At 74.8% G+C, this 13,614-nt stretch carries 16 protein-coding genes; 7 read left to right on the top strand and 9 right to left on the bottom strand.

The features are described 5' to 3' along the window. Positions 1-15 precede the first annotated feature (15 nt). Positions 16-747, bottom strand: coding sequence for an MgtC/SapB family protein (locus KPL57_RS48785; RefSeq protein WP_226357246.1), 732 nt, complete (start codon positions 745-747; stop codon positions 16-18). 450 nt (positions 748-1,197) lie between these two features. On the opposite strand from KPL57_RS48785, the gene KPL57_RS48790 reads away from it, so the two are divergent. The 7 genes from KPL57_RS48790 (at position 1,198) to KPL57_RS48815 (ending at position 6,820) form a co-directional block, all read left to right on the top strand. Further along, entirely contained in the window at positions 1,198-1,560 is a 363-nt protein-coding gene (locus KPL57_RS48790) for a helix-turn-helix transcriptional regulator (protein WP_226357247.1), read from the top strand. A 41-nt stretch (positions 1,561-1,601) separates the two neighbouring features. Beyond that, a complete protein-coding gene (locus KPL57_RS68015) occupies positions 1,602-1,730 on the top strand; it encodes a hypothetical protein (RefSeq protein ID WP_255655316.1) in 129 nt (42 codons plus the stop codon). A gap of 2 nt (positions 1,731-1,732) precedes the next feature. Beyond that, positions 1,733-2,404 carry a class I SAM-dependent methyltransferase gene (locus KPL57_RS48795; protein ID WP_226357248.1) on the top strand — a complete coding sequence of 224 codons (672 nt, stop codon included), beginning with the start codon at positions 1,733-1,735 and terminating at the stop codon, positions 2,402-2,404. 4 nt (positions 2,405-2,408) lie between these two features. After that, complete coding sequence (locus KPL57_RS48800) at positions 2,409-3,428, top strand: site-specific integrase (protein WP_226357249.1); 1,020 nt, start codon at positions 2,409-2,411, stop codon at positions 3,426-3,428. A gap of 2 nt (positions 3,429-3,430) precedes the next feature. After that, the gene (pip, locus tag KPL57_RS48805; RefSeq protein WP_226357250.1) at positions 3,431-4,393 is read left to right on the top strand and encodes a prolyl aminopeptidase; all 963 of its coding nucleotides are present in this window, start codon (positions 3,431-3,433) and stop codon (positions 4,391-4,393) included. Between the two features lie 707 nt (positions 4,394-5,100). Then, complete coding sequence (locus KPL57_RS48810; protein ID WP_264199545.1) at positions 5,101-6,108, top strand: MsnO8 family LLM class oxidoreductase; 1,008 nt, start codon at positions 5,101-5,103, stop codon at positions 6,106-6,108. A 73-nt stretch (positions 6,109-6,181) separates the two neighbouring features. Beyond that, a complete protein-coding gene (locus tag KPL57_RS48815) occupies positions 6,182-6,820 on the top strand; it encodes a bifunctional 2-polyprenyl-6-hydroxyphenol methylase/3-demethylubiquinol 3-O-methyltransferase UbiG (protein ID WP_226357251.1) in 639 nt (212 codons plus the stop codon). On the opposite strand, the gene KPL57_RS48820 is transcribed toward KPL57_RS48815, so the two are convergent. The 8 genes from KPL57_RS48820 to KPL57_RS48855 form a co-directional block, all read right to left on the bottom strand. After that, positions 6,821-7,879, bottom strand: coding sequence for a ferrochelatase (locus tag KPL57_RS48820; RefSeq protein WP_226357252.1), 1,059 nt, complete (start codon positions 7,877-7,879; stop codon positions 6,821-6,823). Positions 7,880-7,922: 43 nt separating this feature from the next. Beyond that, a complete protein-coding gene (gene fabI / locus KPL57_RS48825; RefSeq protein WP_226357253.1) occupies positions 7,923-8,699 on the bottom strand; it encodes an enoyl-ACP reductase FabI in 777 nt (258 codons plus the stop codon). Positions 8,700-8,770: 71 nt separating this feature from the next. After that, positions 8,771-9,481, bottom strand: coding sequence for a 3-oxoacyl-ACP reductase FabG (gene fabG / locus KPL57_RS48830; RefSeq protein WP_226357254.1), 711 nt, complete (start codon positions 9,479-9,481; stop codon positions 8,771-8,773). A 52-nt stretch (positions 9,482-9,533) separates the two neighbouring features. Further along, positions 9,534-10,523 (bottom strand): VWA domain-containing protein, encoded by a 990-nt coding sequence (locus KPL57_RS48835; RefSeq protein WP_226357255.1) that lies wholly within the window; start codon positions 10,521-10,523, stop codon positions 9,534-9,536. Then, the gene (locus tag KPL57_RS48840; protein WP_226357256.1) at positions 10,520-11,434 is read right to left on the bottom strand and encodes a DUF58 domain-containing protein; all 915 of its coding nucleotides are present in this window, start codon (positions 11,432-11,434) and stop codon (positions 10,520-10,522) included. Before KPL57_RS48840 ends, KPL57_RS48835 begins: the two co-directional genes overlap by 4 nt. Then, positions 11,431-12,507, bottom strand: a complete 1,077-nt coding sequence (locus KPL57_RS48845) for a MoxR family ATPase (protein WP_226357257.1) — start codon at positions 12,505-12,507, stop codon at positions 11,431-11,433. The genes KPL57_RS48840 and KPL57_RS48845 overlap by 4 nt, the downstream gene beginning before the upstream one ends. After that, complete coding sequence (locus KPL57_RS48850; RefSeq protein WP_226357258.1) at positions 12,504-12,797, bottom strand: hypothetical protein; 294 nt, start codon at positions 12,795-12,797, stop codon at positions 12,504-12,506. Before KPL57_RS48850 ends, KPL57_RS48845 begins: the two co-directional genes overlap by 4 nt. Positions 12,798-12,836: 39 nt before the next feature. Then, positions 12,837-13,589, bottom strand: coding sequence for a sulfite exporter TauE/SafE family protein (locus tag KPL57_RS48855; RefSeq protein WP_208820818.1), 753 nt, complete (start codon positions 13,587-13,589; stop codon positions 12,837-12,839). Between the last annotated feature and the right edge of the window lie 25 nt (positions 13,590-13,614).

The raw sequence follows: 13,614 nt of genomic DNA on the forward strand, positions 1-13,614 counted from the left end.
TCTGCCTCGCGGGGCTCAGCTCGCCGCGCCGGTGTCGCGGGCCGGGGTCCGCACGTCCCAGCGCACGCTGGTCACCGAGGGCTCGAGCGAGAGCCTGCTGACCGCGGACTCCATCTGGGTGTCGTCGCGGTGGTCGGCGGACAGGTCGGCGCGGACCTCGACATAGCCCTCGGTCGGGGTGTTGCTCGACCGCACCGACGCGAGCCGGAAGTCGGTGCGCCCCAGCGCCTGGACGAGCAGGGCCCGCACGTGGGCCTCGGCGTCGTCGCGGGTCACCGCGTGGAAGCTGTAGACGGTCGGGGTCTCGTCACCGGCCTCGGGACGGCGGTCGATCGCCCTCCCGAGCGGGCGCAGCGCCAGGTTGACCACCACCACGACGGCGGTTCCCGCGGCGGCGACCTGGTAGAGCCCGGCCCCGGACAGTGCACCGACCGCGGCCGAGCACCACAGGGTCGCCGCGGTGTTGAGGCCGCGCACGGTCAGGCCGTCGCGCAGGATCACCCCGGCGCCGAGGAACCCGATCCCGGACACGATCTGGGCCGCCACCCGGGTGGGGTCGGCGCTGCCGGCGTCGGACAGTCCGCCGAACCCGTGCGCCGACAGCAGCACGAACAGCGTGGCGCCCACGGCGAACAGTGCGTTGGTGCGCAGCCCGGCCATCCGTGCCCGGTACTGCCGTTCGAACCCGATCACCGTGCCCAGGCCGACACCGGCTCCCAGACGCAGCAGCATCTCGACGGTCGTCATCGTCGTACTCGCTCTCGTTCGTGCGGAGGTGGACGGCCCGGACCACCTCCGCCGCCGCGCGGCGGGCACCGGCCGCCGCGCGGCGGGCACCGGCCGCCGGACGGCGGTGGAGCGGGCGCGCGCACGGGAGGGCGCCGGCCGTCAGGGCCGGTGCGCGGGCACCACGGTGTGGGGCGGTCCCGTCGGCGGAGGCGTGGTCGAGGCCTCGGACACCACGTGGACCGCCGGGCTCAGCCCGGTGTCTCCCGGTAGGGCCGGGGACCCACGTGGTCGTACGTACTGTTCCCCTCGTCGGACACCCGGCTCACCTCCCCTGTGGACGTTCCGGACCCGCTGCGTCCCGCGGACCGGCTGCACGACCAGTAGACCGTATCGAGCTGCAACGATCAAACGGTTGTGAGAATGTTTGACCGTCGTCACGTGCGACGACACCGCACGGAAGGAGCCCGGTTGCCCGCCGACCCTCCCCCGCCGGGCCCGGCGGACCCACCGCCCGAGGAGCTGCTGCACGAGACCGCCGCCGCCTTCGGCATGCTCTCGGCCACCGTCCGCCTGCACATCATGTGGCTGCTGGCCTCGGGCGAACGCGACGTCGGGACCCTCGCCGAGGAGCTGGGGCACTCGGTCGCGACGGTCAGCCACCACCTGGGCAAGCTCAAGCTGGCCGGCTGGGTCCGTGCCCGGCGCGAGGGCAGGCGGCAGATCTACCTCGTCGACGACGACGAGGTCGTCGACATCGTCCGGCGCGCCGTGCACCACCAGCACGAGCTCCGCCACACCGCGCGCGCCCGGCGGCGGCGGCGCGGGGCCTGACCGGCGCTAGCCTGGCCGGGAACCGGGCGGGAGGAGCAGCGATGGACAGGACACCGTGGTTCGGGCCGAAGCGGGTCGGGTGGGGACTGCGCCCGCAGACCTGGCAGGGCTGGGTGGTGACCGCGGCGTTCGCCGCGGCACTGCTCGTCGTCGCCGCGGTCGTGCACTGACCGTGCCCCCGGTCCCGCGCCCCGCCGACCTCGACGCCGTCCGCGACTCCTACGACCGCGTCGCCGACAACTACGTCGACATGGTCGTCACCACCGGCCTCGGTGACGTCCGCACCCACCCCTGGCTCCGGGCCGCCATGGACACCTTCGCCGACGCCGTCGCGGGCCGCGGGCCGGTTCTCGACATCGGCTGCGGGCCGGGGCAGGTCACCGCCCACCTCGTGGAGCGCGGCGTCGACGCGTCCGGGGTGGACCTCTCCCCCGCCATGGTCGCCCACGCCCGGCGGCTGTACCCGCACTGCCGGTTCTCGGTCGGCTCGGCCACCGAGCTCGCGGTCCCCGACGGCTCGCTCGCCGGGGTCCTGGGCTGGTGGTCGCTGTTCCACCTGCCCCGCGACGTCCTGCCGCACGTCCTGGCCTCCTTCACCCGTGCCCTCGCCCCCGGTGGGCGGCTGATCCTGGCGACCCACGTCGGCGACGGCGAGGTCGAACGCACCGAGTGCTACGGCGGCGTGCCCGTCCGCTGGACCACCCACCTGTGGCGGCCCGAGCAGCTGCGCGACCTCCTCGGGCGGGCCGGGCTGCACCCCGAGGCCGAGCTCCTCCTGCACCCCGACGAGCGGACCGGCCCGGGAGTGGTGATCGTGGCGCGGGCACCGGGACCGGCAGGATGACCCCGTGACCGACCCCGCCCGCACCGGCGTGCCCGGCGCCGAGCTGCTCGCGCCGCAGGTGGACCTCCCGCTGACCGAGCAGGAGGCCGCCTACGTCGCGGCCGCCCGGTCGGCCAACACCCGTCGCGGCTACGCCTCGGACTGGCGGGAGTTCAGCGGCTGGTGCGACCGGCACGGGCACGCGGCGCTGCCCGCCGCCCCCGAGGCGCTGTCCGGCTACATCACCGAGCTCGCCGGGGCCGGGGCGAAGGTCGGGACCATCAGCCGCCGACTGTCCTCGATCCGGTTCGTGCACGTTATGCGCGACCTGCCCGACCCCACCGACGCCCGTCGCGTCACCGCCGTCTGGGAGGGCATCCGCCGCACCCACGGCGCCCCGCCGGTCCAGGCCCGTCCGCTGATGCCCCCCGACCTCGACGACGTCGTCGACGCCTGCCCCACCACCCGCAGCTACGCGACCCGCGCGGGCGAGGACGACCTCGCCGGCCTGCGCGACCGGGCCCTGCTGCTGGTCGGGTTCTTCTCCGCGCTGCGCCGCTCCGAGCTGGCCGCGCTCACCGTCGCCGACGTCGCCGACCACCCGCGCGGCCGCGTCCTGTCGATCCCCCGGTCCAAGACCAACCCCTACGGCACCGAGCCCGAGCTCGTCGTCCTCCCGCACGCGCACCGGGCCGCGCGCTGCCCGGTCACCGCGCTGCGGACCTGGCTCGACGCCGCCGGGATCACCGAGGGCCCGGTGCTGCGCAAGGTCACCCGCGGCAACCGGGTCACCGACCGGCCGCTGCACCCGGAGTCGGTCAACGAGATCGTCCAGCGCGCGGTCGCCCGTGCCGACATCGGCCCCGGCCCCTGGTCGGCGCACTCCCTGCGCGCGGGCCACGTCACCTACGCCCACCAGCGCGGCGCCTCCGACCGGGCCATCGCCCACCAGACCCGGCACCGCTCCCTGGCCACCGTGGGCGCCTACATCCGCATCGACAACGCCTGGGAGGACAACTCCGCCGCCCTGCTGGCAGGTTTGTAGCCGTGCCCCTCCACCCGCCGATCGAGCCCTACGACGCCGGCACCCTCACCACCGACGACGGCCAGGCCCTGTACTGGGAGACCTGCGGCAACCCCGACGGGCGACCCGCCCTGCACCTGCACGGCGGACCCGGATCGGGCGCCTCGGCCGGGGCCCGCCGGTACTTCGACCCCGAGCGGTACCGGATCGTGCTGCTCGACCAGCGCGGCTGCGGCCGCAGCAGGCCGCTCGCCTCCGACCCCGCCGTCGACCTGGGGCGCACCCAGACCACACAGCTGCTCCTCGACGACATCGAGCGGCTCCGCGAGCTGCTGGCCGTCCCCTCCTGGGTCGTGCAGGGCGGCTCCTGGGGCAGCACTCTCGCCCTCGCCTACGCCCAGGCCCACCCGGAGCGCGTCGACGCGCTCGTCCTCGCCGCGGTCGTGACGACGACCGAGCGGGAGATCCGCTGGGTCACCGAGGACATGCGCCGGATCTTCCCCGCCGCGTGGGACCGCTTCGCCGACGCCGTGCCCGCCCACCTGCGCGGCACCCGTCTCGTCGACGCCTACGCGACCCTGCTCGCCGACCCCGACCCGGCCGTCCGCGAGGACGCCGCCCGCGAGTGGTGCCGCTGGGAGGACACCCACGTCTCCCTCGCACCGGGCCACCTGCCGAGCCGACGCTACGAGGACCCGGCGTTCCGGCTCGTCTTCGCCCGGCTGGTCACGCACTACTGGCGGCACGCCGCGTTCCTCCCCGACGGCGCCCTGCTCCGCGGCATGACCCGGCTCGCCGGGATCCCCGGGACCCTGGTCCACGGCCGGTACGACGTCAGCGGACCCCCGGACATCGCCTGGGACCTGCACCGGCGCTGGCCGGGCAGCGAGCTGCAGATCATCGACGACGCCGGGCACGGCGGCGCCGGGGCGTTCACCGACGCCCTCGTCGACGCACTGGACCGGGCCGCCGAGCGACCCCGCTGACCCGGGGCGGGCACCGCCCCGCACACCGGTCCCCCGGCCGGCGTCACCGGACCTCCCCGGCCGGCGCTGGCCCCTCAGGGTCCAGGCAGTTCGGTCGTCGTCGTTTCGTCGACGATTCGATGGCGTCAATGCTTCATTGACAACGAAGGACCACGACGCGTCGACGAGCCGGGGTGGCTGGCGCCGTCGATCGCACCGGCGGGCCGCTCGTCGGCCGGTGCAGCTCCTGCCGGTGCGGTCGCCCCGGACCTCCCGGCCTGGACCCGATCGGCGCGGGAACCCGTCGACCCCCGGCGGCACGCGACCGTGTCCCGACACCACCGACGTGCGCCGTCGACACCGGACCGGGCCCGGGAGCCGAGGCGCGGCCGGCGCCCCGTCGTCGCACCGGCCCGACCGGACCGCGGAACCGTCCGATGATCCGCACCGGCGGGACCCCACCGGCACCCCGCGCCCGGTGACGGCCGTCCCGGCCCGACCGCGCGAGCCGGCCTCCCCTCCCCCGGCTCCGCGGCCGGCGGGTGTCGCCGCTCGGTTGACCGCGCGTAGGCGTCAATGATTCCTTGACAAGGTGAGTCCCGACGCCACGGCCCCCGGCGCGTTGACCCCCTGCCCGCGGCGGCTCTAGATTCGAACGATCCCGGTGCCGACTCCGTGCACCCCGCCTGTCGCTGGAGTGCACCCTGTCCACGATCCCGCTGTCGTGCCTGGACCTGAACCCGGTCCGGCCCGGCGGAACCGCCACCGACGTCGTCTCCGACGCGGTCGTGCTCGCACGCCACGTCGAGTCGCTCGGCATGCTGCGCTACTGGGTCGGCGAACACCACCTCAACCCGGCACTCGGGTCGACCAGCCCGATGCTGCTGCTCTCGCACCTCGCGGCCCGGACCGACCGCATCCGGCTGGGCGTCGCCGCGACCCTGGTCGCCTACCACCCGCCGCTGCGCATGGCCGAGGACGCGACGCTGCTGTCCGCGCTGTCCGGTGGCCGCACCGACCTCGGGCTGGGCCGGTCGGTCGCCGCCCGCACGCCGCGCACCGTCGGGCTCGACCACGACCGCCCGCACGTCGAGGCCCGGCTGCTCGAACGCGGCCTGGGCACCTTCACCGGGCGCTGCGACCAGCTCCTGCGTCTGCTCGCCGGCAAGGAGCCGGGGCTGCAGGGCACGCCGGTCGACCTGCTCGACGCCGTGACCCCGCAGGTCTGGGTGCACGCGGCGGGCGCGGGCGAGAGCGCCGAGTACGCCGCGCGCAACGGGCTGCCGATGGGCGTCGCCTACTTCTCCCGGCCGACCACCGTGCTCGAGGCGATCGACCTGTACCGCGAGCGGTTCGTACCGGGCCCCTACCGGGACCGCCCGCACGTCGCGATCGCGGTGTCGGCGCTGGCCGCGGACACCGAGGACGAGGCCGCCGCGCTGGGCTCCGGCTACGACGTCTGGCTGCGCGGGCTGGCCCTCGACGCCGGCGCGCACCACTACCCCACCGCCGACGAGCGGGCCGGTCTCCCCCCGCTGGACCCGGACGAGCAGGTCGCGCTCGACGACCGCCTGCGGACCCGCGTCGTCGGCCGGGCGGACGCCGTCGCGCGCCGGCTCGCCGCGATCGTCGAGGCCGCGGAGGCCGACGAGCTCGTCGTCGAGACCGTCGCCCCCACCCTGGAGGACCGCCTGCGGTCCTACGAGCTGCTCGCGCGGGCGTGGGCGCGGATCTGACCGCGGCCCGATTGACCTGAACCCGGGTTCATCCCCGACGCTCCCCCGTGTCACCACCGGCGGGGGAGCACTCATGGACACCACACCACCCGTGGCCCGCTTCGAGCAGGCCTACCGCGACGGCGACCCGCCCTGGGTCATCGACGAGCCGCAGCCGGTCGTCGCCGCGCTGGCCCGCGACGGCGCCGTCACCGGGACCGTCCTCGACCCCGGTTGCGGCAGCGGCGAGCACACGATCCTGCTCGCCGGGCTGGGGTACGACGTGCTCGGCGCCGACGCCGCCCCGACCGCGGTCCGGCGGGCCCGGGGGCGGGCCGCGGCCGCGGGGGTGGACGCCCGGTTCGTCGTCGCCGACGCGCTCGCCCCGGACGGCCTCGGCCCGTTCGACACGGTGGTGGACAGTGCCCTGTTCCACCTGTTCGACCCCGGTGACCAGGCCCGCTACGCCCGCGCACTGGCCGGGGTGGTGCGTCCCGGCGGCGTGGTGCACGTGCTCGCCCTGGCCCGGACCGGCGCCGCCGCCGAGTTCGGCCCGGTGATCGACGCGGCCGACATCCGGGCCGCGTTCACCGGGCCGGACTGGACGGTGGAGACCGTCGGACCGGCGTCCTACCGGGGGGTCGTGACCGCCGGCCTGGCCGGGTCCTACGGCGAGCCGGCCGGGACCCGGGTCGAGGCCCCCGCCCATCTGGCCCGGGTGCGGCGCCGCTGATCAGCTCGGCAGGGCGGGCCGCCGCTGCGGCACGCAGCAGTCGACCGCGCAGGGCGCCCCGTTGCGGGTGCACCCGGCGGACGGGCCGGTGCCCAGCCGCCGGGCGGGCACGCCGTCGGAGTGCTCCCGCACGAGCTCGACCACCATGTCGGCGAAGCGTGGGTCGGGTCCGGCGGTGGCAGCGCGGGCGAAGCCCATGCCGTGCTCGGCGGCACGCTCGGCCGCCTCGTTGTCGAGGTCCCACACGACCTCGACGTGGTCGGACACGAACCCGACCGGCGCGACGACGACCGCGGGCACGCCCTTCGCGTGCAGGTCGTCGATGTGGTCGACGATGTCGGGCTCCAGCCACGGCACCTGCGGCGGACCGGAGCGGGACTGCCAGACGACGTCGAACTCGTCGACGCCCACCTCGGCGGCGACCAGCGCCGCGGCCTCGGCGACCTGGCGGGAGTAGCGGTGCCCGCCGTCGGCCGGGGTCCCGGCGGCCGCGTCGGCCGAGGTCGGGATGGAGTGCGCGGTGAACACCAGCCGCGCCGCCTCGCGACGGTCCTCGGGCAGCTGCACCCACGCGGTCCGCACGGCGTCGGCGTTGGCGCGCACGAAGTCCGGGTGGTCGTAGAAGTGGCGCAGCTTGACCAGCTCGGGGGCCGCGTCACCGACCGCGTCCCGGGCCCGGGAGATGTCCTCGTGGTACTGGCGGCAGGCGGAGTAGCCGCCGTAGGCGCTGGTCGCGAAGACCAGCGCCCGCTCGACTCCGGCCTCGGTCATCTCGCGCACGGTGTCCTCGGCGAAGGGCCGCCAGTTGCGGTTGCCGAAGTACACCGGCAGCTCGGTGCGCGCGGCGATCGCCGCGATCAGCTCGCGGTTGCGGGCGTTGATCGGCGAGACCCCGCCGAAGTGCTGGTAGTGCTCCTCGACGGCGTCGAGGCGCTCCGGCGGGACCCCGCGCCCCCGGGTCACGTTCTCCAGGAACGGGCGGACCTCGTCGGGGGCCTCGGGGCCGCCGAAGCTGAGCACCAGGATGGCATCGGGGTCGGAGCAGGGCTGTTCGGGCACGGTCCCGATTATCGACGCCACCCGGTGCGCGCGCTCCTCGGCCTCACACGCCGACGGCGTGCACCCCGCCGTCGGCCATGATCATCGAACCGGTGGTGGTCGGCATCCAGTCCGACAGCGCGGCGCACACGGTCTTGGCGACCGGCACCGGGTCGTTCATGTCCCAGCCGAGCGGGGCGCGCTTGTCCCACACGTCCTCGAACGCGGAGAAGCCCGGGATCGACTTGGCGGCCATCGTCTTCACCGGGCCGGCGGCGACCAGGTTGACCCGGATGCCGTCGCGGCCCAGGTCGCGGGCCAGGTAGCGGGTGACCGACTCCAGCGCGGACTTCGCGACGCCCATCCAGTCGTAGGCGGGCCACGCCTGCCGGTTGTCGAAGTCCATGCCGACGATCGAGCTGCCCGGGCCGAGCAGCGGCTTGCACGCCATCGCCAGGGACTTCAGCGAGTACGCCGACACCTGGATCGTGGTGGCGACGTCCTCCCACTGCGCGTTGAGGAACGCGCCCTCGCCGAGCGCACCGGCCGGGGCGAACCCGATCGAGTGCAGCACGCCGTCGAGGCGGGGCTCGTCACCCAGGTGCGGGGTGATCCGCTCGACGAGCGAGTCCAGCTGCTCCTGGTCCGAGACGTCCAGCTCGACGACCGGTGCGGGCTTCGGCAGCCGCATCGCGATCCGCTCGACCAGCCGCATCCGGCCGAAACCGGTGAGCACGACCTCCGCGCCCTGCTCCTGGGCGATCTTGGCGGAGTGGAAGGCCAGCGAGGCGTCGGTGATCACACCGGTGATCAGCAGCCGCTTGCCGTCGAGCAGTCCCATGACGTCCTTTCGAGAGTTCTGCGTGGCCGGGCCGGTGGCCACGGTGTCGATGTCCGCTCCGCGGACGTCGCTCAGTGACCCATGCCCAGGCCGCCGTCGACCGGGACGACCGCCCCGGTGACGTAGCCGGCGCCGGGCGAGGCGAGGAAGGCGACGACCGAGGCGATCTCGCCGGTGTCGGCGTAGCGGGAGAGCGGGATGGTCCCGAGGATCTCCTCGCGCCGCTTCTCGGGCAGCGCGCGGGTCATGTCGGTGTCGACGAACCCGGGGGCGACGACGTTCGCGGTGATGCCGCGGCTGCCCAGCTCGCGGGCGACCGAGCGGGCCAGGCCGACGAGCCCGGACTTCGAGGCGGCGTAGTTGACCTGCCCGGCCGAGCCGGAGAGGCCCACGACCGACGAGACGAAGATCATCCGGCCCTTCTTGGCCTTCAGCATCCCGCGCGAGGCCCGCTTCGCGACCCGGTAGGCCGCGGTGAGGTTGGCGTCGACGACCTTGGTGAAGGACTCCTCGGCCATCCGCATGAGCAGGCCGTCGTCGGTGATGCCGGCGTTGGACACCAGCACCTCGACCGGGCCGTGCGCGGCCTCGACCTCGGTGAACGCGGCGTCGACGGACTCGGCGTCGGTGACGTCGCAGTGCACCGGCAACAGCCCGTCGGGGATGTCGTCCTTCCCGGAGCGGTACGTCACCGCCACCTGGTCGTCCTCGGCCGCGAACGCCTGTGCGATCGCCAGGCCGATGCCGCGGTTTCCTCCGGTCACGAGCACGCTACGTCCCACGGGGGGTGAACCTAACGCACTACCGGCCGGTACCCGCGAGCGGAGATCACCCTCACGGCAGTCGCCTGCCGAGCAGGATGCCCGCGCCGAGCCCGCCGATCAGGAGCACGAACCCGCCGATCATCCAGGGCCTGCTCGCGTCGACCTCGCGTTCCTCGTAGCCGAGCTCCTCGGACAGGTCGGAGTAGACCGCGCGCAGCTCGGACTCGGTGGCGGCGGTGAAGAACCGGCCGCCCGACAGCTGCGCGATGCGCTCCATCGAGGCGTCGTCGACGGCGACGGGGGTGCGCCCGCCGTCGAGCTCGATCGTGCCGTAGCTGGTGCCGAAGGAGATCGTGGACACCGGGATGCCGCGGTTCTTCGCCTCGGCGGCCGCGGTGAACGAGCCGCGCGGTTCCGTCTCCCCGTCCGGCCCCGGCACGGTCTGGGTGCCGTCGGAGAGCAGCACGATCCGCGCCGGTGGCGGCACACCCGCCGCGTCCGGGCCGCCCTGCAGCGAGCGGGAGAAGGTGTCGATCGACTGCATCGCCGTGAAGATCGCCTCGCCGGTCGCGGTGGACTCGGCGAGCTGCAGGTTGTCGACGCCGTTCTTGACCGCGCTGCGGTCGGTCGTGGGCGAGACGAGCACCGCCGCCGTCCCGGCGAAGGACACCAGCCCCAGGTTGACGCCGGGGGTCAGCTGGTCGGCGAACTGCTTGGCCGCGGCCTGCGCGGCGGCCAGCCGGGTCGGGGCGACGTCGGTGGCCTTCATCGACAGCGACACGTCGATCACCAGCATCACCGTGGCCCGGTTGCGCGGCACCTTCGCCATCGCCTGCGGCCCGGCGAGCGCCACGGTGAGCACCGCCAGCGCCGCGATCAGCGCGATCGCCGGGAGGTGCCGCCACCGGCCCGGCCGCTTGGGGGCGACCGACTCCAACAGCTCCAGGTTGGTGAACCGCACGACGTCGCGACGGCGCCGCCGCAGCAGCCACACGTAGGCCACCGCGAGCGCGGCGACGACGAGCAGCCCGAGCAGCCACCAGGGGGCGGTGAACGTCACGCGAGCCTCCGCGGAGCGGCGGCGTGCTTGCGGGCGACGGCGAACCGCACGATGTCGGCCACCCAGTCGGTGTCGGTGCGCAGGGTCAGGTGCCCGGCCCCGCAGCGGCGCAGCGCGGTGGCCACCCGGTCGCGGTGCTCGGAGGCGGCGGCGGCGAACTCGCGGCGCAGCAGCGGCGTGGTGTCGACCTCGCGCTGGCGCCCGGTCTCGGGGTCGGCGAGCACGACGGTCCCGACGTCGGGCAGCTCCAGCTCCCGCGGGTCGACGACCTCGATCGCGAGCAGCTCGTGGCGGGCCGAGAGCGCCCGCAGCGACCGCTCCCAGGTGGGCTCGCCGAGGAAGTCCGACACCACGACGACCAGCCCGCGCCGGCGCGGCGGGCGGCGCAGCTCGTCGAGCGCACCGGACAGGTCGCCGCGGGTGCCCTCGGGCGCCGGCGGCATCGTCGCGACCCGGCGGACCAGGCCGCGGGCGTGCGCCAGTCCGCCGCGGGCGGGCAGCCGCAGCGTCGACTCCCCGTTCGCGACGACGGCGCCGAGACGGTTCCCGCCGCCGGTCGTCAGCTGGGCGACCGCGGTGAGCCCGGCCAGCGCCAGGTGCCGCTTGTCGGTGCGGGCGGTGCCGTAGTCGATGCTGCGCGACAGGTCCACCACCGCCCAGGTCTCCAGCTCGCGGTCGGCGACGGTCTCGCGCACGTGCGGCGCGGTGGTGCGGGCGGTGACCGACCAGTCCATCCGGCGGACGTCGTCGCCGGGCTGGTAGGGCCGCGCGTCACCGGGCTCGGTGCCGGGCCCGGGCAGCAGGCCGATGTGGTTGCCCTGGAGCAGCCCGTCCAGCCGGCGCCGGACGGTGAGCTCCAGGGTCCGCAGGGATGCCTCGAGCCGGACGAGGTCGGCGGACCCCGCCGTCACGCCGGGCCCTGGCCGGCACCCGGTGCGGGCGGCCACGCCGTCGACGCTCCCTCGGGACCTCCCCCGGGACGGGCGCTGACCTGCGGCAACGGCACGGTCTGCAGGACCCGGGTGACGATGTGGTCGACCGGCACCTGGTCGGCGATCGCGTCGTAGGACAGCACCAGGCGGTGGCGCAGCACGTCCGGGGCGACCTCGAGCACGTCCTGCGGGAGCACGTAGTCCCGGCCGCGGACCAGGGCCAGCGCGCGGGCGGCGGACACGATGCCCAGCGACGCGCGCGGCGAGGCGCCGTAGGCGATCCAGGACGCGACGTCGGACAGGCCGTGCTCGGACGGCAGCCGGGTCGCGACGACCAGCCGCACGACGTAGTCGACCAGGGCGTGGTGCACGAACACGTCCGCCGCGGTGCGCTGCAGCCGGACCAGCTCCTCGGGGGTGAGGATCTGGGAGGGCACCGGCGGGGTGGACCCCATCCGGTAGATGATCTCCCGTTCCTCCTCGACGCCCGGGTACTCGATGATCAGCTTGAACAGGAAGCGGTCGCGCTGCGCCTCGGGCAGCGGGTAGACGCCCTCGTTCTCGATCGGGTTCTGGGTGGCGAGCACGAGGAACGGGTCGGGCATCGGGTGGTCGCGACCGGCGAGGGAGAGCTTGCGCTCGGCCATCACCTCGAGCATCGCCGACTGCACCTTGGCCGGGGCGCGGTTGATCTCGTCGGCGAGCACGAAGTTCGCGACGACCGGACCGAGCTCGACGTCGAACTCCTCGCGGCCCTGCCGGTAGATGCGGGTGCCGAGGATGTCGGCGGGCACCAGGTCGGGGGTGAACTGCAGGCGGGAGAAGCTGCCGCCCACGACCGTCGCGAAGGTCTCCACGGCGAGGGTCTTCGCGACGCCGGGGACGCCCTCCAGCAGCAGGTGCCCCTTCGCGAGGAGCCCCACCAGCATCCGCTCGACGAGGCGGTCCTGGCCGACGATCACCCGCTTCACCTCGAGCACCGCACGCTCGAGCCGCTCTGCGTCGCGGGCGGGGGTGATCGGGTCCGGACCGGTCGAGGCAGTCGTGCTCACGGTCCCATCCCACCGTGTCGGCCGTGTGGATCCGGTGAGGCGTGCGGCTCCGGGCCGCCGGGCCCACCCGCGGCGGGGTCCTGCGCGGCGAACCGGATCGTCATCGCCAGGTAGTCGCGCAGCGACACGGTCCGCGGCGCCGCCCGGTGCCGGGTCCAGACCGTGTTCGCCCGGGCCGGGGTCAGGTCGTGGGCGTGCGCGACCACGGCCCGCGCCTCGGCCGGACCGATCTCACGACCGGCCAGCGCGGCGAGGGCCACGGCCAGCTCGGCGGCGCGGTCGTCGTCCACGACCCCAGGAGAGCAGACACCCCCGACAGTTCCGGGCGCTCACTCCACCAGCAGGAACACGATCGCCGCGACCCCGATCACGACGATCACGGTCCGCAGCACCGCGGGCGGCAGCCTGCGGCCGACCTTCGCCCCGAGCAGCCCGCCGACGATCGAGCTGACCGCGATGATCCCGACGACCGTCCAGTCGACCGGTGCGACGACGGCGTAGATCGCCCCGGCGACGATGTTCACGACCGAGGCGAGGGTGTTCTTGAAGGCGTTGAGCCGCTGGAGCGGGTCCGCGACGAGCAGCCCCATCACCCCGACCAGCATGATCCCCTGGGCGGCGGTGAAGTAGCCGCCGTAGACGCCCACCAGGAACACCAGCACGTAGAGCACCGGCGAGCCGGTCCGGTCCGGACGCGGGCGGTCGCGCAGCCGGCGGGCCAGCAGGGGCTGCACGGCGACCAGCAGCACCGAGGTGCCGACCAGGACCGGCACGATCGTCTCGAACGCGTCCGGCGGCAGCGACAGCAGCAGCGCCGCACCGACCACGGCCCCCAGGAACGACGCGACGCCGTACTTCGCGAGGCGGCGGCCGTGCCCGGCCCACTCCTTGCGGTAGCCGACGGCGCCGGTGATCGAGCCGGTGATCAGGCCGATGGCGTTCGACGTCGTCGCCGTCACCGGGGGGAAGCCCAGCGCCACGAGTACCGGGAAGGTCACCAGCGTCCCGGACCCGACGACGGTGTTGATCAACCCCGCCCAGAGCCCGGCCAGCGCGATGACCCCGACCTCCCACAACTCCATCGGGACACCCTACGAACCGCAGACC

Source organism: Pseudonocardia sp. ICBG601, from assembly GCF_020496245.1.